This window comes from Zobellella maritima (assembly GCF_003075035.1).
Classification (GTDB): domain Bacteria; phylum Pseudomonadota; class Gammaproteobacteria; order Enterobacterales; family Aeromonadaceae; genus Oceanimonas; species Oceanimonas maritima.
In genome coordinates, this window is sequence record NZ_QCZE01000001.1 from 1,980,899 (window position 1) to 2,002,597 (window position 21,699).

Below are 21,699 nucleotides of genomic sequence, written 5' to 3' on the forward strand. Positions count from 1 at the left end.
TTTTATGATCATAACAACAAGGCGGTGCCGGGCACCGCCACCTTATCGGAAGGTAATTAGTTGGATTTCACATCCTGCAGGGCCAGATCAATCCATTTCTGGTCGATATTCTGCTCCTGCAGCCAAGTGACATAGGAAGGCTTGGCCTTTTCCTGGAAGGCCGCCAGCTGTTCCGCCGTGGGACGGTAGACTTCCATGCCTTTGTCGGACAGGAACTGGACGCGCTCTTCAACCTTGGACTCGACCGACTGACGGTTAATCTGATTGGCTTCTTCTACCGCTTCGGTCAGCGCCGCCCTCTGCTCTTCGGTCAGCGAGGCCATCAGCTGATCATTGGCCACCAGGAACTGATCGGAATACTGGATGTTGGCCAGGGTCAGGTATTTTTGTACTTCCTGCAGGCTGCCCAGGATGATGTACATGGGCGGGTTCATCTGGCCATCGGCTACGCCCGTCTTCATCGCCATGTACACTTCGGTCCAGGGAATCGGAGTGCCGGATGCGCCAAAGGCTTCGTACAGTGCGACCTGGCTCTTGTCCATGGCCCGGAAGCGCAGTCCCTTGAAATCATCGGGGTGACGGATGGGCCTCTTGTTGTTGGTAAACGCCAGGAAGCCGCCTTCTTCGACTACTGCCAGCAGGCGGGTGCCGGTACGCTGGTAGAATTCTTCCTGAGCAGCCTTCCAATACTCACCCTGGTCAAAGAAACGGCGCGCCTCGTCAAAGTCCTTGAACAGGAAAGGGATGGCACTCACGTAGATTTCGGGAAACAGCGGCGATACGCCAGCAAAGGAAGCGATATTCAGGCTGGGCATGTTCATGACCTGCTCCATGCGCTGCTCCTCTTCACCCAGCATGCTGTTGGGATACAGCTTGAGCTCCAGCTCACCCTGGGTTTTTTCTTCCACCAGCTTTTTCAGGTTGGATGCAAACAGGTGCACCGCATTCTTGTCGGCATCGGGCGCACCATTATAAGACAGGTCAATGGTGGTTGCCGCTCCGGCCAGACCACTAATCAGCAAGGCGCCGGCTCCACATGCCGCGGACATCAATTTTGTTAACGGTTTGATTTTATAAGTCGGCATAGCCTCGATCTCCATATCCAGATTGGGTGTTGTAATACGACTCCGCCAGATTAGGCGTTGTTGTGTTGACTTTTCAATGCCAAAAGCATTGCAATAAAGTCAACGCGATATTTAACACCATAATTTATTCTAATTAAAGAATAACATCCCATCGTGGAGATGATTGATCAGGGTTTCGGCCGACACTGTCAGCTCGCGCCCCTTATGGCTGACGATATGCGCACTCGCACCCGACAAAACCGGATGTGGCACAGGAACACAGGCTATTCTTCCCTGCTTTGTCTCGCTGTTTACCGTCAGCCGCGGCATAAAGGCCACGCCCATACCGGATAGCACAAAATTCTTTAAAACTGCGACAGAATTGGTTCTTAATTGGGGTTCAAAACGGATATGTTCCAGCTCTTCGACCAGGCTGATCAGTTGCCCCATGCCGAATTGCTGATCGATAAGGGCCAGGGGATACCCTGATATTTGTCGGATGGACAGTGGCGATAGCCTGGTGAGGGGGTGCTTCGGGGGGGTTATCAGCTCCAGCGGCTGACGGGTGACGACATGGGAATACAGCTCGGCGTCGGGCGAAGGCGCATAGACCAACGCCAAATCTACCCGATCTTCCTTTACCAGCCTTGTTGCCTCGTTGGCACCCGCCATTTCCACACTGATCTGAATCCCCGGATAGCGCGCCATAAAGGCCTGTAATGGGGCGGAAATCAGATCGGCAATAAAACCTTCCCCAACGGCGAGACTGACACGTCCCCGTTTCAGGCTCTGCAGTGCCTCGATGCGCGACAGGGCAGCGTCCTCACTCGCCTTCTGCTGTCGAAACAGTGCGACCAGCTCTTCACCGACCTGAGTGAGCACAAACCCCTGCCCACTCCGTGTGCCAACGGCTGCCCCCAGCTCCTCCTCCAGCTGCGTCAGCTGGCGGCTAATGGCTGAAGCATCAACATTCAGATGGACGGCGACTTTACGCAATGAGCCGAAACGTGCGACTTCGTTGAGATATTTCAATGCCCGGGGATTAAGCTTCCACATATCAGGATTCCATGATGGCCTGTCTCTAATGGTGAATAGTCATATACAAGAAAAAGCGCCTGGTCCAGGCGCCGTCACCATATCCCGTCATGACAGGCAGGCCAAGCTCATTTACCTGGCATATCCAAGTCGCCATGGGTCGCCGCCGGTTATCCGCCCATAGGTTCCGTGCGAATATCACCCTGTTAACGACCGGAACTGAAAAATTTACTCCTGCTGCTGACCTGTATTCCGTCTTCCCTTGTCGCTCCCCTAACGGTGGCCACAAAGGTTAACTCCATAACGGGCGAATCGAGCTCATAGGGATCCACCGACAAACTGATCGGCAGGTGCTGTACTTCGCCCGCCGGCACGGTAATCTCGGTGGCACCAATCCATGTCAGCTCGTCCGGCCCCTGTACACGCAACAGGTAGCTCTGCTCCGTCTGAGTCTTGTTCGAAAGCTTGAGGGTATAGGTATTTTCTACCAAACCTTCACCTGTTTCCCGGTACAGCTGGTTGCGATCCCTGAGCACATCCAGTCCCACTGGCATGATATTGGCCGCCATGTAGACCAGCGCCACCAGCATCACGACCATCACGGCGCCATAACCGATAAGTTTGGGCCTGGCAGTGCGCGTCTGCCGATGCTGTAACGCCTGCTCGCTGGTGTAGCTGATCAGGCCTTTTTCGTAGCCCATATTGCCCATGGTTTGATCACAGGCGTCGATGCAGGCGCCGCAGTTGATGCATTCATACTGCAGGCCATCGCGGATATCTATGCCGGTTGGACACACCTGTACACACAGGTTGCAGTCGATGCAATCACCCAGCCCCTGCGCCTTGGGATCGGCCTTGCGGGGACGCGGACCCCGACTTTCTCCGCGCTGAGCATCATAACCAACGATAAAGGTATTTTGATCGAACATGGCCGATTGAAAGCGGGAGTAAGGACACATGTGAGTACACATTACGGTGCGCATCCAACCGGCGTTAAGATAGGTGCACAGGGCGAAAAACAGCACCCAGAAAACGGGCCAGAAGCCGGCCGAGAAGCTCAGCATGCCCAGGCCCAGTTCGGTGACCGGCACAAAGTAGGCGATAAAGGTAAAGCCGGTATACAAGGACACCAGCAGCCAGGCCAGATGTTTGCCGGTTTTTCGCCATAGTTTGTTGAACCCCCAGGGAGATTTGTCGAGCTGCCGACGCTTGTTGGCGCTGCCCTCGAATTTTTCCTCAAACCAGATAAACAGGAAGGTCCATACGGTCTGCGGGCACAGGTAGCCACACCAGACCCGCCCCAGAAATGCCGTCATAAAGAACAGGGCAAACGCCGCCACCGCAAACAGCAGCGCAAGCAAGGTCAGATCCTGCGGCCAGAGGGTGGTACCAAAGACATGAAAACGCTGTTGGACAACATCCAGCAATATGGCCTGCCGCCCCTGCCAGCTCAGCCAGGGCCCCACCAGAAACAGCGCCATGAAAAACCAGCCCAGTTGCTTGCGCAGACGCTGCCAGCGGCCCTGCTGGGCACGCACATAAACATGCCCCTGATCGATAGGCCTGACAGGTCGTTTTTCTGGCGTGATGTTTTTTATGTCGATCCGGAGAGGTTGTTGGCTCATTTTACTCACAATTCAGATGAACGGGCCGGGTAATGCGGCTTCGGCCAGTCGTTCGGGAATGAATGGGGGGGAGTAAAACACAGGGCGCAACCAGGCGGTATAAACAGTTGCCGTCAATTCAGCTATAACAGTTTGATTTGCCCGTGGTAGCGTCGGGTCGATATGGTGCTACGGGAAACTGTGACTCAATCACCGTCACCCTGAATAATCAGTTCGGCCAGCCTTTTGATGGCCGACTCGCTTCGACTGTCCCAGGGGCAGGACGCATTCAGGCGGAAACAGTGGCGATATTGCTCGCCGGCCGAAAACATTCTTCCCGGCGCAATGCTGATGCCATCCTCCAGGGCATGCCAATAAAGCCGGGTCGTACAGATGCCGCCCGGCAGCGTTATCCATAAAAAATAGCTGCCATCGGAATAATTCACCGCTGTGCCGGGGGGGAAATAGCGTCTTATCGCCTGATAAAACGCATTTTTCCGCTGTTCCAGAAGCCGCCGGACGGTACGCAGGTGTTTGTCATAGCTGCCGGTCATCAGGTAATCGGTCAGGGCCAGCTGCATGGGCGCACTGGTCGACAGGGTACTCATCAGTTGCAGTCGCTGTATGTGCTCGGCATGTTTGCCCGCCGCGACCCAGCCGATACGAAACCCCGTTGCCAGGGTTTTCGAAAACGACGAACAATGCAGTACGTTGCCGCCGCTATCCCATGCCTTGGCGGGGAGCGGCCGTTCCGCACCGAAGTACAGCTCGCTGTAGACGTCATCCTCGATGAGCCCTACCCGGTGCTGGGCCAGCAGCTTCACCAGCCTTTGTTTATTTTCCCGGGATAGGGTGCAGCCGAGCGGGTTCTGGAAGTTGGTCATCAACCAGCATGCCTTTATCGGATACTGAATGAGCGCCTGCTCCAGGGCATCCAGATCTATCCCCTGCTGCGGGTGTGTCGCAACGGCCACCGCCTTTAACCTGTTGTGTTCAATCGCCTGCAGGGCCCCATAGAAGGCAGGAGACTCAACCACCACCCAGTCACCCGGCCGGGTCAGTGACTGCAGGCTGAGATTGAGGGCTTCCAACGCCCCCGAGGTGATCACTATCTCGTCGGGCGAGATATCCATGCCCTGGGCTGCATAACGCTTGGCAATACTGCGGCGCAGGCGATCACTGCCCGGAGGCAGATTGACGATGGTACTGGCAGGCGTCATGTGACGGGCCACCCTGCTCAGTGAACGGGCCAGTTGGTGCTGAGGGAACAGCGCCGGATCGGGAAAGGCAGAACCAAAGGAAACAAACTCCGGCGACTTGCTGGTCTGCAGGACATTAAAAATAAACTCGTTGATATCGATGTCTTCCGCCAACAGCAGTTTTTGCTCGGGTTTTGTATAAGTGCCCGCTTCTTTTTGGGGGGCAACAAAATACCCCGATTGGGGCCGAGAGATGATCCAGCCCTGGCTTTCCAACAGCTGGTAGGCATTTAATACCGTCATCAGGCTGAATCCGGACTGCCGAGCCTTTTGCCTGAGCGACGGCAACTTTTCATCGACCTGCCATATGCCGGCCTGGATCTGCTCCCTAAGTTGCAGCGCCAGCTGTTCGTATTTCGCCATGCTGTTATATATAAATAAACATTAGATTCTTACTGTTATACATGCTTTTCCCGGGAAGCGACATGCCGCCCGACACATACCCGGGCCACCATCATTGGGCCAGCGACTGTACCAGGTGATCGAACTCTTCCTTGAGGGCAACCTGAAAATGCCGGCACAGCCGGGAGACCAGGTGGAATTTCGGCAACACTATGGCCACCTCGAATTCAACCTGGGGAGAAAAAGGCCGGAACACCACGGCATTGTCACTTCTTTTGCTGTATTCCATGGCGGTGACCGGATCGATCAGCGCATAGCCGACCCCTTCGTTGACCAGGGCAATCGCCGAAGGGAACAACTGGGTTTCGGCGACGGTGTTGAGCGGGCAATTGTGTTTGAGAGACAGGCTGCGCAGTTGCATGGTGGTCTGATGGGCATCCCCCAGGGTGATCACCGGCCGGCCCACCAGATCCTCGATGGTGATTTCCTGCCGGTCGGCCAGTTCCGAACCGGGTGGCAGCGCACAGAGCACCCTGAAGGTATAGGGAAAGATCTGCAGCTCGTTTATCGCCTGGGGCTTTTCCACTATACCCAGATCGAAATGACCGGCGGCAACCCACTCCTCCACCTTCCTGGAAGGGAAGGTCTGCAGGGACAGCTTGACCCCCGGGTTACTGCGCATAAAGCCGGCGGCAATCCGGGGGGCCACCACCGCCAGGCCGGGCATGCAGCCAATCTGCAGCTTGCCGACCCGGCCGTGCTTCAGATCCTCGGCCAGCTCCTCGAGGTTGTTCAGCGCATTGAGTACCCGCTCGACCCCTTCGGAGAAGGACTTGGCTTCTATGGTCATCTCGGTGCCGTAATGGTTCCGTTTGAACAGCATAAATCCCATGTCGCTTTCCAGGTTGGCAATGGCCGAACTGACCGCCGGTTGCGTCAGGCCCAGCCGGCGCGCCGCCTTGCTGATGCTACCGCTATTGATAACCTCTTGAAATATATACAGTTGTTTCGCATTTATCTTGGGGATCATGGGTAGCCTCGCCGGCAATCTCTATGACTGCATAGGGGTAAAGATTTCTCTTATACATTCATCAAAAAGTATTATTTGATGTTATACCCAGGCAATTAACATAATCAATACAAGCTCACCACAAACAAGGGACGTAGGAGAGAGTTATGCACTATCTGGATACCATGGGCCTGCTGGCCTACTTTATATTGCTGGGATACATAGGATACCGAAGCGTCAAGAAGGTAAACTCCAGCGCCGACTTTGCCGTTGCCGGCAACAAGATAACCTGGCCTATCCTGTTCGCCACCCTGGCGGCCTCCTTCCTCGGTGGCGGCGCTTCCATGGGCCGGGCCGGCCAGGCCTTCGATCATGGCTATGCCTTTATGTTCGCAGCCAGTGCCTTCCCGATTGCCACCGTGCTGGCGGGGATCTTCATTGCCCCCAAACTGAAGCGCTATATCGGCGCCCATACGGTGGGCGACATTATGGAACAGCAGTTCGGCCGTTATGCCCGGCTGATCACCGGTATCTTTTCGCTGATATTCTGCATCGGGATCCTGGGCGCCCAGGCGCTGGCAGTCGGCACCGTATTCAATGCCATCATGGGCATCGACATTACTACCGGCATCCTGATCGGCATGGGGGTGGTGCTGCTATATTCCACCATTGGCGGCATGTGGGCGGTGATCCAGACCGATGTGGTGCAGTTTCTGATGCTGGCCATCTTCATGCCCATCACCCTGCTGATCGGCATCAATGAAGTGGGTGGGGCAGAGCAGCTGATTGCCCGCTTGCCCGACAGCCATTTCAGCATCATGGGCGATTACGGCCCCGGCATGTTCCTGAGCCTGTTTATCGCCTTCCTGCTGGGTGAAACCCTGGTTCCACCCTATACCCAGCGCGCCCTGGCGGCACCGGATTCCCGCAATGCCAAAATCGGCTATACCATCTCTGGGTTATTCGGTTTCCTGTTCTATTTCGTCAGCTCGACCATTGGCCTGATTGCCCTGATCCTCTATCCGGATATCAGCCCGGATCTGGCCATGCCCGAGCTGATCAGAGCCGCCCTGCCCCTGGGCATCACCGGCCTGGTGCTCGCCTCCCTGCTCGCGGTGGTGATGTCGACCGCCGATTCCTATCTCAACTCGGCGTCGGTGATCTTCGTCAAGGATATCTACCAAGGCTTTATCAACCCCGATATCGGCGAAAAGCAGAAGCTGTGGATTGAACGCCTGGTGAACCTGGCGATCGGCATCGGCGCCGTGGTGTTCGCCCTGTACGCGACCTCGATAATCGATGCCCTGCTGATCAGTTATTCCCTGTGGGCACCAACCATACTGATCCCCTTTGTGCTGGGTGTGCTCTTTGACCTTAAATGCAGCAAGTCGGCTATCGGTGCCATCATCGCCGGCGCCCTGGTCACAATTGTGTGGAAATGGGGCCCCTGGGATCTGAGCGGCATGACCGGCCTGTCGGCGTTGGTCGCCGGGGTATTAGCCAACCTGCTGGTCTTCACCCTCATTTACCACAGCTTCAAGAACAGCCGGGCCACGCCGTTGGTCACCAAAAACAGCTAACAAGGAGTACCGTTATGCATTGGTTCGAACTCGTTATTTATGCCATTTCCGCCACCTGCATCCTGACGGCCCTGGCCATCGGCGTGATGTCTTACCGGTTCTACAAGGAAAACTAATGAGCAGGGGGGCGTCAGCCCCCTATCAGGGCCTGTTGTCCTGTTGCTGCCATTCACGCCAATCAGGTGGTCTTATTACCATGAAACATATCATCGTTGTCGGCGCCGGCATGGTCGGCCTGTCCGTGTCCGGGGCATTGCTGGAAAAGGGTTATCGGGTGACCCTGCTCGACGAAAATCAGCCCGGTTCGGGCACCTCGTCGGGCAATGCCGGCCTCATTGCCAACTACGCCACCACGCCGCTGGCCAACCCCGACAGCCTGCGCGCCTTGCTGACGGAGTTCACCCGCAGCAAGCGCGCGCTGTCGATCGATCCCCGTTACCTGCCCGCCCTGACCGGCTTTGGCCGCGCCTTCCTGCGCGCCACCGGCAGTGGCCCCTTTGCCGAAAACAAGCGGACTCTGGTCGAGCTGGTTGCCAGGGGAACCCTGCTGCAACAACAGTTGCTGGATAAACTGGGCTCGAATGAGCTCTATCAGACCCGAGGCTGCCTGCAGATCTATCGCCGGGATACCCCCATGGGCCCGCAGCTGGCCGAGCTGGCGGCCGCCAAACAGCGGGATGGGGTGCAGTGCGAAGCCCTTGATCGGGAGGCGCTGCTGAACCTGGAGCCGGGACTGAACCCCCAACAGCTGGCAGGGGGGCTCTGGTATCCCGACACCTGGTCACTGCGCCACCCCCGGCAGCTCTGCATACGGCTCCACCAGCAGCTGCTGGCGCAAGGACTGGATTACCGGCCGCTGGCGGCTGAAAGCGTCAGCGAGACCGGTGGCCGCGCCCTGATACGGGCAGGCGACCAGGAGCTGGCGGCCGATGCCGCGGTGCTCTGTGCCGGCATGGGCAACCAGCAGCTGCTGGCCCCCCAGGGCATCAGGCTGCCGGTGGTCAGCGAACGGGGCTATCACCTGATGCTGGACGACAGGGATCTGGTGCTGAACCGGCCCGTCGGCTGGCTCGACCGCTATTTTTATGCCACCCCAATGGCCGAGGGCATCCGCATCGCCGGTACCACTCAATTTGCCAGGCCGGGCGCGCCCGTGGCGGTCGATAGGCACCGGCATATGCAGGAATGGGCCGCAAGCCTGTTCGGCCGCCCGGTCACAGTGACCTCGCGCTGGATGGGGGTGCGCCACAGCACCCCGGACTCCCTGCCCGTTATCGGCGCCCTGCCGGAGCACAAACATGTGCTGCTGGCCTTTGGCCATGGCCATCTGGGCATGACCCTGGGGGCCATCACCGGCCAGCTGATCGTCGAGGCCCTGGCCGGCCGCCAAACCGACCGGCTGGCCAGGGCCCTGTCGCCGGCCCGCTTCCTCTGAATCACCGGCACTCCTGCTGCACAGGCAGTCTCGGCGCAGCTCCGTATTACCCCTGTGGCGCCGTCTGTACCATCGACTGCCGGGTACTGAACGCCTGATACCAGCCGGCCAGCTGCGGGTAATCGTCACGCCAGGCAAGTCCGGAGAAACGGAGGTCCAGGTAGCCGAGCGCGCAGGCCAGGCTGATGGTGCCGATATGCAACTGTTCGACAAATGCCGGAACCTGCTGTTCCAGTTGCGCCAGGGCACGGCTGATCTTGCCCATCTGACCTTGCTGCCACTGTTCCCAACGCAGTTCTGCCGGCCTGGTAACCTGCTCATAACGTGCCAGCAGGGCCGCATCCAGTATGCCGTCGGCCAGGGATTGCAGGGTCAAGGCCGGCCAACGCCCTGCATCCGCCGGGAACAAACCCGCCCCCTGCTGCGCATCCAGGTATTCGCAAATCACCCGGCTGTCATACAACGCCTGGCCGTCATCGGCGATGGCGGTTGGCACCAGCCCCAGCGGATTATGGGCGGCGATGACCATATCTGCCTGGATCGGGCTGGCCTGTCCGGCAAGCTGCTCCAGGCTGTCGAAACAGCCGGCCTCATGGGCGACCACCAGCACTTTGCGCACAAACGGAGAAGTCGTGGAGGAGTAAAGCTGCATCTTAATGTCCTTATTATTTATGGGGGCTGTTTGGAACTTCATTTAAGAGCTGCCGGCGGATAAGCGGCAAATGCTTTTCAACCCGATGACCGGGGCCTGCGGCGTGCTTGCCGCAGACTAGTTCATTTATCCTGCAAATCGTGCCCTGCGCTTACTCGGTTTTACCATAGTTGGGAGAGCGCGGACCATAGAGGATACCGTTGGGGCGGGCCGCAGAGAGCAGCCGGGCACTGGTGATACCCGCAACCTGGTGTCCCTTGTCGGTCAGGGTATTGGCTATCTGGGTTACGACCGCCTGCACCAGCAGGCCGACCAGGCCCCCGCCGGAGCTGGACTCCTGCTCGCTGCTGGAGGCGGTGGCGGTGCCTGCCCACAACAGCTGGCCGGTTCTTGAATCGACCAGTTTCGCCTCGGCGGTCACCCGGGTATCGCTGCTGATCACCATATAGGTAGTGCCATATTCGATCACATCGAGATAGAGGACCGCATCGGCACCAAAGATTTCATGCAGCTTGGCAACCGGCACCCCCTGGATTTCTTCCGGATTGACCAGGCCATTCTGGCGGAAGGTTTCGTCCACCACCGCCACCGGCAGCACATAATAGCCCGACTCCGCCAGCGGATAGGTGACCTGCGACAACAGGCTGTAGCTGGCCTTGATATCGGGCGATTGGTTGACCGGCGGCAATACCAATATCGATCTGGGCCGGCTCTGTTCGAAGGCGCTATAATCGTAGGGTTCCGGGGTCACGCAGCCGGCAAGCAGGGCTGTCAGCGCCACACCGGCCAGTCTTGAAATAGGCTTCATTGTGACCTCTCCTTACCCTGTTTCAGCAGGAAATCCATAAAAGGGGCTGACTCGGGGAACAGCGCTTTTTCGGTGGCGAACTGATTCAGGGCTTCTTCCTCTCGGCCGGTATTGGCATACAGCAGGCCGAGGTGGGCATGCAGCCCGGGCGGCACGCGGGTCCCCCTGGCCCTGGCCTGTTCGATATTCTCTTCCAGTGCCGCCACCTGCTCTTCAGGACCGATTTCGTCCTGTTGATAATACTGATACAGGACGGGTTGAAAATTATCCCATTGATAGAGGGTAGTCGGGCCGCTGCAGCCTACCAGTAGGCCGGCCGCCAGCAGCACGCTGCTTGTCTTGTTGCACAAGTTCATGGCCGATTCCATTGCTTATTGAACGGGTTGCCAGGCGCCGCTGTCGATGCCGGCCACCAGGTTGTTGACTGCCTCGCGCATGGCCAGATCCAGCACCTTGCCGTTCAGGGTGGAGTCATAACTGGCGGTACCGCCAAAGCCGATGATTTCCCGGTTAGACAGCTGGTACTCCCCCGCCCCCTGGGATGAAAAAACCACTTCTGAGGTTTGCACATTCACTACATTCAGATGAACCTTGGCATAGGCGATTTGCGACTTGCCACGGCCCAATATGCCAAACAGCTGATGATCGCCTACCGACTTGCGACCAAACTCGGTGATGTCACCGGTGACCACGTAATTCGCCCCCTTCAGGGTCTGGCGTTGCCCCTTGATGCCGGCCTCGGCCTGGATTTCAGCCATATTGGTGCGATCCAGCACATTAAAGCGATTACTCTGCTGCAGGTGGGTCACCAACGTGGTCTTGGCCTGATTACCCAGACGATCGACACCATCGGAGAAAATACCACGCTGGTAGCTGGAGCGATTATCGAATTTCCCCACCGAGATGGGGCTGCGCGGACCATGGTATTGGCTGCCGTAGCTGGCGACCTTTTCGATGCCCAGTGAACGGGAGGTTTCGGTGGCGCAACCACCGAGCAGGGCCACCGAGACCAGGGCTGAACAAAATACCGTTGTTTTTTTCATTATGGGTAACATTCTCCAGTCATGACATATTCGAATCGGTTGTGTTTTGCTAACAGCGGCCAAACATGGGGTACATCACTGGCCGGCCTCATGCAGAACACCAGGCGCTAGCATATCAATTTGGCCGGGGATTTAGGCATCATTATTGACCCAGGGCACCAGGGAAGATGGCCCATCCCTGTCCGCAGACGAGTATACTACCGCCATGACGACCGGCTATCCGCCGGGTAGGTCCGTCGGCTGCGGGGAAAGCATCGATGACGCCAGCAGGGTATCAAAGAGCGCCTGGGCGGCCACGGATAATTCGTGTTCCGTCCTGGTCAGTATGCCGACCTGCCTTTCGATCACCGGATCATGCAGCGGCACACAGCGCGCACCCAGCTCGTTCATCTGCCCGATGCACAGTGCCGGCACCACGCTAACTCCGAGCCCGGCGCCCACCATCCGACCGACTGTGGCCAACTGATGGCTTTCAAAGGCCACCGGTAATGTCAGATGCCATTCCTTAAGGTGCTGCTCCAGCATCAGCCGTACCGCCGACGGCCGTTGCAGGGTAATAAAGGGGTGCTCCAGCAGCTGCCGCCAGTCTAGCTCCTGCCGCCCGGCCAGTGCCGAATCCGCCGGCACCACGGCCACGAAGCGATCCAGGTACAGGGGGGTAAACTGCAGGCTGGTAGACGGCGCCGGTTCGAAGGCAATACCCAGCTCTACATAGCCATCCTGGACCATTTCGATCACCTGTTCGTTGATCACATCATTGACGGTCACATTGATATCCGGATAACGGTGGCGGAAATCCCTTAACAGCGCCGGCAGCAGGTTGCCGGCAAATGACGGCATGGCGGCCATGGCCACCCGTCCCTGCTGCAGGGTAAAACGCTGCCGCAGTTCATCCTCGACATTGTCCCAGTCGGCCATCAGTCGCCGCGCCAACGGCAGCAATGCCTCCCCTTCCGGCGTCAGACGCACATGGCGGGTGGTACGACTGAACAAGCGCCCACCCAGGCTGTCTTCCAGCGCCTTGATGGTCAGACTCAGTGCCGACTGAGACAGATGCACCCGCTCGCAGGCCTGGGCAAAACTCAGGGTTTGCGCCACCGCAATAAAGGCGCGGAGCTGCTTTGCCGTCATGGGATCGATTGCCTCCTGTTCGTTGGCGGCCGGGACAGCTGCCCAGCTCATCACCAGATTGTTTTAATAAACCAATTAATCAATGAAAAAAACAAACTTAACAAATTAATAACCCAGCCGGATACTCTTTTACAACAATCCGGTGTCCGGTAGTACATAAAAAGAGGAAATGGTATGGCAGGTTTCGATAAGCGAGTGAACTCCTACGCAGAAGCCCTTGCGGGCCTTGAGGATGGCATGACCCTTCTGGCCGGCGGTTTCGGCCTGTGCGGTATCCCCGAAAACCTGATAACCGAGATCAGGCGCAAGGGCACCCGGGATCTGACCGTGGTATCCAACAACTGCGGGGTAGACGGCTTTGGTCTGGGAATACTGCTGGAAGACCGGCAAATCCGCAAGATGATTGCCTCCTACGTCGGCGAAAACGCCTTGTTCGAACAGCAGCTGCTCAGCGGTGAACTGGAAGTAGAGCTGACGCCGCAAGGCACCTTGGCCGAAAAGATGCGGGCCGGCGGCGCCGGGATCCCCGCCTTCTATACCGCCACCGGTTACGGCACCACCATCGCCGAGGGCAAGGAAGTCCGCGAGTTCAACGGTCGCCCCCATATCCTCGAGCAGGCCATCACCGGCGACTTTGCCATCGTCAAGGGCTGGAAGGCGGACCATTTCGGCAATGTGGTCTACCGGCATACCGCCCAGAACTTCAATCCGTTGGCGGCCACCGCCGGCAAGGTAACCGTGGTCGAGGTCGAGGAAATCGTCGAACCCGGGGAACTGGAACCCAGCCAGATCCATACCCCCGGTATCTATGTGGATCGCATCATCTGCGGCCAGTTCGAAAAGCGTATCGAAAAGCGCACCCTGCGCGGCTGAGCCTGCAGGCCACCGGCACCCATCCATTGAATCAGTAAAAGAGGCAATATCATGGCACTTTCCCGCGAACAAATGGCCCAGCGCGTCGCCCGCGAATTGCAGGACGGTTTTTACGTTAACCTGGGGATCGGCATTCCCACCATGGTCGCCAACTATGTCCCGGACGGCATGGAGGTCATGCTCCAGTCAGAGAACGGCCTGCTCGGCATGGGCGCCTTCCCCACCGAGGAAGAGCTCGACGCCGACATGATCAACGCCGGCAAACAGACGGTCACCACCCGTGTCGGCGCCTCCATCTTCAACTCGGCGGAATCCTTCGCCATGATCCGCGGCGGCCATGTGGACTTGACCGTGCTCGGCGCCTTCGAGGTGGACGTCAACGGCAATATTGCCTCCTGGATGATCCCGGGCAAGCTGGTCAAGGGCATGGGCGGCGCCATGGATCTGGTAGCCGGTGCCGACAACATCATCGTCACCATGACCCACGCCTCGAAAAGCGGAGAATCCAAGCTGCTGCCCCACTGTACCCTGCCACTGACCGGAGCCGGTTGCATTAAACGCGTGCTCACCGACCTCGCCTACCTGGAGATCGAAAACGGCGCCTTTATCCTCAAGGAGCGGGCTCCCGGGGTCAGCGTGGAAGAGATCAAGGCCAAGACCGCCGGCAAACTGATCGTGCCCGATCTGGTACCGGAAATGACCTTCGCCGACTGACGTGACCCAAGGAGAAACCATGCAAGACGTTGTTATCGTTGCCGCCACCCGTACGGCTATCGGCAGTTTTCAGGGGGCCCTGGCCGACATCCCGGCCCATCAGCTGGGTGCCACCGTGATCCGCCACCTGCTCGAACAGACCGGGGTGAACCCGGCCGAGGTGGATGAAGTCATCCTCGGCCAGGTACTGACTGCCGGCGCCGGCCAGAATCCCGCCCGCCAGGCGGCCATCGCCGCCGGCCTGCCGGTTACCGTGCCGGCCATGACCCTGAACAAGGTGTGCGGCTCCGGTCTCAAGGCGCTGCAGCTGGCCACCCAGGCCATCCGTTGCGGCGATGCCGACATAGTGATCGCCGGCGGCCAGGAAAACATGAGCCTGGCCCCCTATGTACTGCCCAAGGCCAGGACCGGCCTGCGCATGGGCCATGCGCAACTGGTAGACAGCATGATCCAGGACGGTCTGTGGGATGCCTTCAACGATATCCACATGGGGATCACCGCCGAGAACCTGGTGGAACAATACCAGCTCAGCCGTGAGCAGCAGGATGCCTTTGCCGCCGCATCCCAGCAGAAAGCCATGGCCGCCATCGAGGCGGGCCGTTTCCGCCAGGAGATCTGTCCGGTTTCCATTCCCCGGCGCAAGGGCGAGCCACTGCAGTTCGATACCGACGAACAACCCCGCCCCGGCATCACCCCGGAATCGCTGGCCACGCTGCGGCCGGCCTTCCGCAAGGACGGCAGCGTCACCGCCGGCAATGCCTCCAGCCTGAATGACGGGGCTGCCGCCGTGCTGCTGATGAGCGCCAGCCGGGCCCGGGATCTGGGCCTGACCGTGCTGGCCCGAGTCAGTGCCTGCGCCAGCGCCGGCGTGGAACCGACCATCATGGGCATAGGTCCCGTTTCCGCCACCCGCCGCTGCCTGGAAAAAGCGGGCTGGACCCTGGAGCAGCTAGATTTGATTGAAGCCAACGAGGCCTTCGCCGCTCAAGCCCTTGCGGTGGGCAGTGAACTGGGTTGGGATCCGGAACGGGTCAACGTCAACGGCGGCGCCATCGCCCTCGGCCACCCCATCGGTGCCTCCGGCTGCCGGGTGCTGGTCACCCTGGTGCACGAGCTGGTCCGCCGCGATGCCCGACGGGGGCTGGCCACCCTGTGTATCGGCGGCGGTCAGGGCGTGGCCATGGCCATCGAGCGGCCTTGAAGCCAGGTTCCCGTACCCTACATTCATAGCGCTGAACTTGTGCCGCAACATCAAGAAGGCCAGCGGATATCACTGTCGGCGGCCAGTGAACTGAAGCTAAGCAGCTGCTGCCGGGCCAATGCCTGCCGGATCTCGCCGCCATCCCGGGGATAACCGGATGCTGGCGGTTGTAGTGGGGATTTAAGGCCGATCCAGCAATGACGGCCGCTCTGCTTGGCCGCATAGAGGGCCAGGTCGGCCACCTTGAACAGGGCCTGCCATCCGGGCAGCGATGGCCCCGCCGCACCCCACGGCAGGGTAAAGAAACCGATGGAGCAGGTCAGCGCGAGCGGAGCATGCTCAAGGCCGAAATGAAAGCGGGCTACCCGCTGGCGGATCCGTTCGGCCATGGCGCAGCCGATCTGCTCATCGACATTCTTGCAGATGAGTACGAACTCTTCGCCACCGTAGCGAACCAGGGTATCCTCCTGGTGACTCAGTTCCTGCAACAGGGCCGCCATCTGCCGCAGTACCAGATCGCCGATGTCATGGCCGTGCACATCATTGATTCGCTTGAAGTGATCCAGGTCCAGCGCCATCAGCAGCCAGCCGTGGGTATCTGCCGCTTGCATCCCACTTGCCAGGTACTGCTCCATGTAGCGCCGGTTTTTCAGCGACGTCAGGGCATCGGTCAGACTGGCATCCATAAATTGTTGCCGCTCCGTCTCCAGCTGCCCCACACTGGCTTCCAGCTTGCCCGCCATCTGGTAAAAGCTCCTGGACAGCTGACCCAATTCATCCTTCCGTTGCATCGGCCTGCATAAAGGTTCGCCATTGCCAAGGGCTTCGGCCTGCTGTTGCAGCTGTACTATCGGCCTGATCAGGGTCAACTGCAGGAAGCCATAGGCCACCAGCGCGACCAGGCAGCCGATGCCGAGGATGATGACAACGGCATAATTCATCAGCCGCAGCACCAGCCCATAGAAGGGCCGATCCTTGCGAATAATCAGGCACAGTTCCCGCTCCGGATTGTTGAGCAACGGCATAAATCCGTGGGCCAGGCTTTCCGTATCCGAAAGAAAGGTCACCCGCGACGCCCCGCTGCCGGCGGCCTCCACCCGGAATTCGAGTGGTAGCCGGATTTGCTCGACCAACGTCTGCCGGTAAACGGCATCGACAAATTTGCCGAAGAACAGGGTACCGCGGGAGCTGCCCTCGCCACCGGAAGGCAGGATCGGACTCGCCGCCAGTAGCAGGGGGCCGGCCGGGGTATCCAGGATCGCACTCCCGCCCTGACCCAGCACCCCGTTGAAGGGATGGTTCGCTAACAGTCGGGGCTGGTCCAGCAGCTTGCTGGCTGCCACCCGCTCCGCTGCCGCCGGCCCGGCCGACACCAGATTGAGGATCCGACCATCGCGGTGGCTGATCAGCAAGAGGTCTGCACCGATATTGTCCAGCTGGATACCTATCAGGTTCGACGCCGTGTAGGCGGAATTGAGATCCTGCACATAATGATAGGTGTCATCCCATACCCCCCAGTCGAGGGCAAAGCTCTGTAGCCGATTGAGATCACGCAGTATCGCCTGCTTGACGCGTTCCAGATCCTGATAGCGATACGTCACCTCGGTCGCTTCGATCTGAGGCAGGATAAACAGCCGAATGGTCAGCCAGATAGCCAGGGTAATACCGCATAACAGCAGTAGCAGCCCCAGGATCAATTTACTGTGGATTCGCATAAATAAATCCTCGTTTGGAACCCACATCATATCAATAAGCCGCCCACTGTTAAGCCGGATTGTCGAAAAATGAGCCATCAGCGGGAGCCGATGCCGACAAGGTGATATCCGGGTATACGGCGAGTCGGTGGAGCAGCGCCCTTTGTCCGAGGTTGGCATGGACATTAAAAAGATCGAATGTTTAGTTCGATAGGTATTATTGCCAACGTTCGAGGCAGCTTGTCGGAAACATCGGCGATGTATAAGGTAAAAAGCGACCATGTCGCCGGTAATGGCAATGATTGGTGTGACCCTGCTCGCAACGCCTGTCTTGCCGGCCGTTTCAAGGTGTGGAAATTGTCTTCATCATGGAACATTTAGGTTCCAGCCGACGAAGGTCGCCCTGGCAGGCCTTGCCAGGAGGCAACGCCTATATGGTCACCTGCCCTGACCGCCGGATAGCGTCCGAAACCCGGCGCACGGCGTATTTTTTATACATTTGCCAGCTTATAACCCCGGCCAGGAGGTTCCCCGCCATGGCCCCGAACAACAACCCGCGCAGGCCGTACAGCTCGGAGCCTATCCAGATCAGGGGCAGGTAGCAGCCTAGCAGGCGCAATGCCGAGATCGCCAGGGCCAGCCTGGGCATGCCCAAGGCGCTGCACACGGACACCATGATCATGCAGATCCCCAGGGCACCATAGCTGATCGGTACCCACCACAGGTATTCGGCGAGGACGGACGCCGTTATTCCGTCACTGGTCAGTACGCCACTCAGGGGAACAGATACGGCGCCAAGCAGGGTGGCCAGCGCCAGCTGCCACAGCAGCACAAATTTCACCGCCTTGCCGACCAGTTTCCGGATCTGTCCGAGATCCTGACTGCCGCGCAGCCTGCCGATCATCGGCGGCATCGCCATGGTCAATGCCAGGACGACAATGATGGAAAGCAGCTCGATACGGCTACCCAGCCCCCAGGCAGCCACCGCATGGTCGCCGTTCACGGCCACTATGGCCGTCGCCACCATGGCCGACAGGGGGGGGATCAGCTGGCTCAGCATGGCGGGTGCCATAAATGACATCAGACGCCTCAAGCCTGCGATGATACGGGCCGCATTGTTCGGCAGCCGGAGCAGTCGCCGGCGAACCATGCCGGCGAAGATGATGAGGCAACCCGCCCCGAACGCACAGCTGCTTGCCCAGGCCGCGCCGGCCAGGCCCATATCCAGGACGAAGATAAATACCGGATCCAGCACCACATTCAGCAGGCTGGTCAGCACCATTACCATACCCGGCAGCAGGGTTTCCCCGTGGGCCCGGAAGATGCTGTAGCCGAAATACAGCATGGCGCCCAGCCAGCAGCTGACCAGCCAGGGCAGCCAGTATTCCCGCACCAGGGGGAAGAGGGCTTCGCTGGCGCCCAACCTGAAGATGATCGCCTGTTGGCCGGCCCAGAGCAGCAGGCACAGCACCAGCACCATCCCCCCACCAGTTACCATCACCAAGCTGCCGAGTTGTCTGGCCTCGCCCTGCTTACAGGCCCCCAGGGCGGTCGAAATGATCGTCGTGGTGGCGATGCCCAACCCGACCTGTATGCCTATGATGAGCTGGTACACCGGGATGGTGAAGCCCACCGCAGCCAGTGGCCCTGTGCCCAGCTGGCCGATGTAGGCACTGTCCACCAGCTGACTGCTCATGATGGCCAGCACGCCAATCAGCATTGGCCATGTCATGCGGTATAACTGTCTGCCAAGAGACTCGCTGGATTGACGCATTATTTACCTGTTGCTCGGGGGCGGGAGTTACGAAACGGATCGGCTGTCTCTTCCGGTCGCCGACGCCAGAAAAAATGCACCGGTTAAGGTGCATTTTTCATATTTGGCTTGGGTGCCCGCTGTTAGTCGCGGGCTTCGCGCAGCTCGGCCAGGCGTTGTTCGAGGCGGTCGATGCCATCGTTGTCGCTTTGCAGGATCTGGCGGGCAGGATCCTGGCTGGACCGTAGTTCGGCGGCCTGGACGGCGCCGACGGCAAACAGGGACAACAGGGCAATGGCGGGCAGGATTTGATTACGCATAATGATTCTCTCTCAATGTTGTTAACAGGATTTGTTGCTACCCCTCCATGATATTCGGGGCTTGATGAACTTTTAATCAACATTACTTGATTAAAACCATCAATTATTTTGAACATCCTGTCCGGTACGATCAGCGGCCTTGCCGATGGTGTTGCCGCGCTCGCCGCGGCAAGATGAAACGTTATCGGGCTCCCGGCATTCCGGGTGCAAGATGTAAGGAGCGGGCCTGCTCAGGCCCAGGTGACCAGTTGCGCCAGCTCGCGGCGGGTCTTGGGGTGTGCCGGCGCGCCGGCGCGATAGCCGAAGGCAACCATCACCGCCGGTTGATAGATGGCCGGATCAATACCGAAATGCTGCTCCAGCACGGCGCTGGCCTTGTTCATTTCGAATCCTTCAATCGGGCAGGAGTCGATGCCCATCAGGGCGGCGGTGGTCATCATGTTGGCCAGCGCAATGTAGGCCTGGCGGGCCGACCAGTCGGTGATCTGGCGGTCGCCTTCGATGCCGAAATCCTGCTCCTGAAATTTCTGATAGGCGCCGTTGATAAAGCCGATCACCTCGTCCGGCAGCTGCTTGACCTCTTTCATGTGTCTTTGCAGGTAATCGGAGTGATGCTTCATGGTGGCGCCGGTATGGGCCAGGAAAATACCAAAATGACTGGCGGTGCCCAGCTGGCCGGCGGTTCCGTTGAAGGCGCCGTTGGCTCCCCAGGTGAAGTCGCGGAACAGCTCGCGCTTTTCCGGGTTCTGCACGATCAGCAACTGCCAGGGCTCCATGCCGAACGAGCTCGGTGACAGGCGGGCAGACTCGAGGATGGTGTTGAACTCGTCGTCGCCGATCTTGCGCTCGGGGTCGAAGACCTTGGTGGCATGGCGGAAATGGAAGGCCTGGAGGATCTGCTCCTGGATATCGGCGCTGGCGAACACGGTGTCTGTTTGGTCGGTCATGGTGTGGACTCCTTGGTTGATGGGCCACACAATAACAACTTCCTTTTTCCTGAACTATCGAGCAAAAACCAAAAACATTATCCCGTTTTTCAGAATAATGTGGCCGCGACCGCTTAGGCGCCCCCGCCTTCCTGATTGTCGATACAGATATTGCCGCTCTCGTCGAGCAGGCAGCCGTAACGGGAGCTATTGGTTTCCACGATGCGTTCTTCCATAAAATCCAGAAACGCCTTGACCCTGGCGGGCAGCAGGCGGCCGGGCGGGCGCACCGCCCAGATGTTCGCGTCGGGCCAGATCCGGAAGCCGGGCAGTATGGGAACCAGCCGACCCGCCTTGATGTCCTGCCCCGCATGCCACAGGGAAGTCAGCCCTATGCCCAGTCCCGCCAGGATCCACTCGCCAATGGCGTCCCCCAGATTGACCGATACTGGCCCGGAGACCCGGATCTCATGCAGGGTGCCCTCCTTGTCGACCAGCTTCCAACTGCGGTTTTCGCCCAGCGGCAGGCAGACATGCTCGGCCAGATCCTGCGGCGTTGCGGGGTGCCCTGCCCGGGCCAGATAGTCCGGTGACGCCACCAGTAGCAACGGATTGCTATCAACCTTGCGCGCCAACAGGCTGGACGGTGCCAGGGCGCCGATACGGAAGGCCAGATCGTAGCCCATCTCGACAATATTCACGACCGCGTCGGTCAAATGCAGATCCAGGCTTACGTCGGGATACAGGCGCAGAAATTCCGGCACAAAGGGCACGATATGGGAACGTCCGAAAGAGGCCGACGCCGTTACCCGCACCACGCCCGAGACAGACTTGGTGGTATGCGACAGCACATTGCGGGCATCTTCAACATCATCGAGGATGCGCCTGGCGTGCTCCAGCAGGATCTCGCCATCCGGTGTCAGGGATACGGCCCTTGTCGTCCGGTTGAGCAATTTGACCCCCAGCTCGGCTTCCAGGGCCTTGATCCGCTGGGTGGCATTGGTCGGAGACAGACTGAACTCGGCCCCCGCCCGACCGATGGCACCCAGGGTGGCCACGCGTACAAAGAGCTCCAGGCTTTTCAGATCAAAAGACAATGTTTCCCCCATTATCGAGCGGCATGCGTCGCCGTGATCCAGCTTCTGGTCGTGAACCGGGCTGTCCTGACGGCCTTTTTCGGGCACGAAATGCCATCCATTCCGCCTGGCCGGGATGCCCGGTGGTGCAATTTCACCCTGACCTTGGTGGCGGCCTTC

20 protein-coding genes are annotated in these 21,699 nt (G+C 59.0%); 5 read left to right on the forward strand and 15 right to left on the reverse strand.

Annotated elements, in window-relative coordinates; translation table 11 throughout:
• Positions 1 to 56: 56 nt before the first annotated feature.
• From DCS96_RS09100 to DCS96_RS09120, 5 genes are all read right to left on the reverse strand, one after another.
• Entirely contained in the window at positions 57 to 1,022 is a 966-nt protein-coding gene (locus tag DCS96_RS09100; RefSeq protein ID WP_198649973.1) for a TRAP transporter substrate-binding protein, read from the reverse strand.
• Positions 1,023 to 1,214: 192 nt separating this feature from the next.
• A complete protein-coding gene (locus DCS96_RS09105) occupies positions 1,215 to 2,096 on the reverse strand; it encodes a LysR family transcriptional regulator (RefSeq protein ID WP_198649974.1) in 882 nt (293 codons plus the stop codon).
• A 209-nt stretch (positions 2,097 to 2,305) separates the two neighbouring features.
• Positions 2,306 to 3,724: a cytochrome c oxidase accessory protein CcoG gene (ccoG, locus tag DCS96_RS09110; protein WP_116473968.1), complete on the reverse strand. Its 1,419-nt coding sequence runs from the start codon at positions 3,722 to 3,724 to the stop codon at positions 2,306 to 2,308.
• 185 nt (positions 3,725 to 3,909) lie between these two features.
• The gene (locus DCS96_RS09115) at positions 3,910 to 5,325 is read right to left on the reverse strand and encodes an aminotransferase-like domain-containing protein (RefSeq protein WP_116473969.1); all 1,416 of its coding nucleotides are present in this window, start codon (positions 5,323 to 5,325) and stop codon (positions 3,910 to 3,912) included.
• Between the two features lie 91 nt (positions 5,326 to 5,416).
• The gene (locus DCS96_RS09120) at positions 5,417 to 6,334 is read right to left on the reverse strand and encodes a LysR family transcriptional regulator (RefSeq protein WP_116473970.1); all 918 of its coding nucleotides are present in this window, start codon (positions 6,332 to 6,334) and stop codon (positions 5,417 to 5,419) included.
• A gap of 146 nt (positions 6,335 to 6,480) precedes the next feature.
• Here DCS96_RS09120 and DCS96_RS09125 point away from each other — a divergent pair, with 146 nt between their 5' ends.
• Both DCS96_RS09125 and DCS96_RS09130 read left to right on the forward strand, forming a co-directional pair.
• Positions 6,481 to 7,893, forward strand: a complete 1,413-nt coding sequence (locus DCS96_RS09125; RefSeq protein ID WP_116473971.1) for a sodium:solute symporter family protein — start codon at positions 6,481 to 6,483, stop codon at positions 7,891 to 7,893.
• A 196-nt stretch (positions 7,894 to 8,089) separates the two neighbouring features.
• On the forward strand, positions 8,090 to 9,328 hold the full coding sequence (locus DCS96_RS09130) for an NAD(P)/FAD-dependent oxidoreductase (protein ID WP_157953610.1): 1,239 nt from the start codon (positions 8,090 to 8,092) through the stop codon (positions 9,326 to 9,328).
• Positions 9,329 to 9,374: 46 nt separating this feature from the next.
• Here the strand turns inward: DCS96_RS09130 and DCS96_RS09135 are convergent, their stop codons facing one another.
• The 5 genes from DCS96_RS09135 to DCS96_RS09155 form a co-directional block, all read right to left on the reverse strand.
• Positions 9,375 to 9,980, reverse strand: a complete 606-nt coding sequence (locus tag DCS96_RS09135) for a glutathione S-transferase family protein (RefSeq protein ID WP_116473973.1) — start codon at positions 9,978 to 9,980, stop codon at positions 9,375 to 9,377.
• A gap of 151 nt (positions 9,981 to 10,131) precedes the next feature.
• The gene (locus tag DCS96_RS09140) at positions 10,132 to 10,788 is read right to left on the reverse strand and encodes a DUF799 domain-containing protein (RefSeq protein ID WP_116473974.1); all 657 of its coding nucleotides are present in this window, start codon (positions 10,786 to 10,788) and stop codon (positions 10,132 to 10,134) included.
• On the reverse strand, positions 10,785 to 11,144 hold the full coding sequence (locus tag DCS96_RS09145) for a DUF4810 domain-containing protein (RefSeq protein WP_116473975.1): 360 nt from the start codon (positions 11,142 to 11,144) through the stop codon (positions 10,785 to 10,787). Before DCS96_RS09145 ends, DCS96_RS09140 begins: the two co-directional genes overlap by 4 nt.
• Before the next feature lie 15 nt (positions 11,145 to 11,159).
• Positions 11,160 to 11,831 carry a CsgG/HfaB family protein gene (locus tag DCS96_RS09150; protein WP_116473976.1) on the reverse strand — a complete coding sequence of 224 codons (672 nt, stop codon included), beginning with the start codon at positions 11,829 to 11,831 and terminating at the stop codon, positions 11,160 to 11,162.
• Between the two features lie 216 nt (positions 11,832 to 12,047).
• Positions 12,048 to 13,013, reverse strand: coding sequence for a LysR family transcriptional regulator (locus DCS96_RS09155; protein ID WP_198649975.1), 966 nt, complete (start codon positions 13,011 to 13,013; stop codon positions 12,048 to 12,050).
• A gap of 123 nt (positions 13,014 to 13,136) precedes the next feature.
• Here DCS96_RS09155 and DCS96_RS09160 point away from each other — a divergent pair, with 123 nt between their 5' ends.
• The 3 genes from DCS96_RS09160 to DCS96_RS09170 are packed head-to-tail and all read left to right on the forward strand — an operon-like array spanning position 13,137 to position 15,750.
• Positions 13,137 to 13,835, forward strand: coding sequence for a CoA transferase subunit A (locus tag DCS96_RS09160; protein WP_116473977.1), 699 nt, complete (start codon positions 13,137 to 13,139; stop codon positions 13,833 to 13,835).
• A gap of 51 nt (positions 13,836 to 13,886) precedes the next feature.
• Complete coding sequence (locus tag DCS96_RS09165; RefSeq protein ID WP_116473978.1) at positions 13,887 to 14,549, forward strand: CoA transferase subunit B; 663 nt, start codon at positions 13,887 to 13,889, stop codon at positions 14,547 to 14,549.
• A gap of 19 nt (positions 14,550 to 14,568) precedes the next feature.
• Positions 14,569 to 15,750 (forward strand): acetyl-CoA C-acetyltransferase, encoded by a 1,182-nt coding sequence (locus DCS96_RS09170; RefSeq protein ID WP_116473979.1) that lies wholly within the window; start codon positions 14,569 to 14,571, stop codon positions 15,748 to 15,750.
• Between the two features lie 50 nt (positions 15,751 to 15,800).
• On the opposite strand, the gene DCS96_RS09175 is transcribed toward DCS96_RS09170, so the two are convergent.
• The 5 genes from DCS96_RS09175 to DCS96_RS09190 all read right to left on the reverse strand — a co-directional run bounded on the left by DCS96_RS09175 (position 15,801) and on the right by DCS96_RS09190 (position 21,627).
• Complete coding sequence (locus DCS96_RS09175; RefSeq protein ID WP_198649976.1) at positions 15,801 to 17,465, reverse strand: sensor domain-containing diguanylate cyclase; 1,665 nt, start codon at positions 17,463 to 17,465, stop codon at positions 15,801 to 15,803.
• Between the two features lie 409 nt (positions 17,466 to 17,874).
• Positions 17,875 to 19,176: an MATE family efflux transporter gene (locus tag DCS96_RS09180; RefSeq protein ID WP_232818213.1), complete on the reverse strand. Its 1,302-nt coding sequence runs from the start codon at positions 19,174 to 19,176 to the stop codon at positions 17,875 to 17,877.
• A gap of 164 nt (positions 19,177 to 19,340) precedes the next feature.
• Positions 19,341 to 19,517, reverse strand: a complete 177-nt coding sequence (locus DCS96_RS18580; protein WP_157953611.1) for a hypothetical protein — start codon at positions 19,515 to 19,517, stop codon at positions 19,341 to 19,343.
• 230 nt (positions 19,518 to 19,747) lie between these two features.
• Positions 19,748 to 20,464 carry an NAD(P)H-dependent oxidoreductase gene (locus DCS96_RS09185; RefSeq protein WP_116473982.1) on the reverse strand — a complete coding sequence of 239 codons (717 nt, stop codon included), beginning with the start codon at positions 20,462 to 20,464 and terminating at the stop codon, positions 19,748 to 19,750.
• Between the two features lie 113 nt (positions 20,465 to 20,577).
• On the reverse strand, positions 20,578 to 21,627 hold the full coding sequence (locus tag DCS96_RS09190; protein ID WP_198649977.1) for a LysR family transcriptional regulator: 1,050 nt from the start codon (positions 21,625 to 21,627) through the stop codon (positions 20,578 to 20,580).
• Positions 21,628 to 21,699 lie beyond the last annotated feature (72 nt).

Coding starts and splice junctions, on each gene's coding strand:
- ccoG (WP_116473968.1), bottom strand. CDS start 3,724: ATGAGCCAACAACCTCTCCGGATCGACATAAAAAACATCACGCCAGAA.
- DCS96_RS09115 (WP_116473969.1), bottom strand. CDS start 5,325: ATGGCGAAATACGAACAGCTGGCGCTGCAACTTAGGGAGCAGATCCAG.
- DCS96_RS09120 (WP_116473970.1), bottom strand. CDS start 6,334: ATGATCCCCAAGATAAATGCGAAACAACTGTATATATTTCAAGAGGTT.
- DCS96_RS09125 (WP_116473971.1), top strand. CDS start 6,481: ATGCACTATCTGGATACCATGGGCCTGCTGGCCTACTTTATATTGCTG.
- DCS96_RS09130 (WP_157953610.1), top strand. CDS start 8,090: ATGAAACATATCATCGTTGTCGGCGCCGGCATGGTCGGCCTGTCCGTG.
- DCS96_RS09135 (WP_116473973.1), bottom strand. CDS start 9,980: ATGCAGCTTTACTCCTCCACGACTTCTCCGTTTGTGCGCAAAGTGCTG.
- DCS96_RS09140 (WP_116473974.1), bottom strand. CDS start 10,788: ATGAAGCCTATTTCAAGACTGGCCGGTGTGGCGCTGACAGCCCTGCTT.
- DCS96_RS09145 (WP_116473975.1), bottom strand. CDS start 11,144: ATGAACTTGTGCAACAAGACAAGCAGCGTGCTGCTGGCGGCCGGCCTA.
- DCS96_RS09150 (WP_116473976.1), bottom strand. CDS start 11,831: ATGAAAAAAACAACGGTATTTTGTTCAGCCCTGGTCTCGGTGGCCCTG.
- DCS96_RS09155 (WP_198649975.1), bottom strand. CDS start 13,013: ATGAGCTGGGCAGCTGTCCCGGCCGCCAACGAACAGGAGGCAATCGAT.
- DCS96_RS09160 (WP_116473977.1), top strand. CDS start 13,137: ATGGCAGGTTTCGATAAGCGAGTGAACTCCTACGCAGAAGCCCTTGCG.
- DCS96_RS09165 (WP_116473978.1), top strand. CDS start 13,887: ATGGCACTTTCCCGCGAACAAATGGCCCAGCGCGTCGCCCGCGAATTG.
- DCS96_RS09170 (WP_116473979.1), top strand. CDS start 14,569: ATGCAAGACGTTGTTATCGTTGCCGCCACCCGTACGGCTATCGGCAGT.
- DCS96_RS09175 (WP_198649976.1), bottom strand. CDS start 17,465: ATGCGAATCCACAGTAAATTGATCCTGGGGCTGCTACTGCTGTTATGC.
- DCS96_RS09180 (WP_232818213.1), bottom strand. CDS start 19,176: ATGACATGGCCAATGCTGATTGGCGTGCTGGCCATCATGAGCAGTCAG.
- DCS96_RS18580 (WP_157953611.1), bottom strand. CDS start 19,517: ATGCGTAATCAAATCCTGCCCGCCATTGCCCTGTTGTCCCTGTTTGCC.
- DCS96_RS09185 (WP_116473982.1), bottom strand. CDS start 20,464: ATGACCGACCAAACAGACACCGTGTTCGCCAGCGCCGATATCCAGGAG.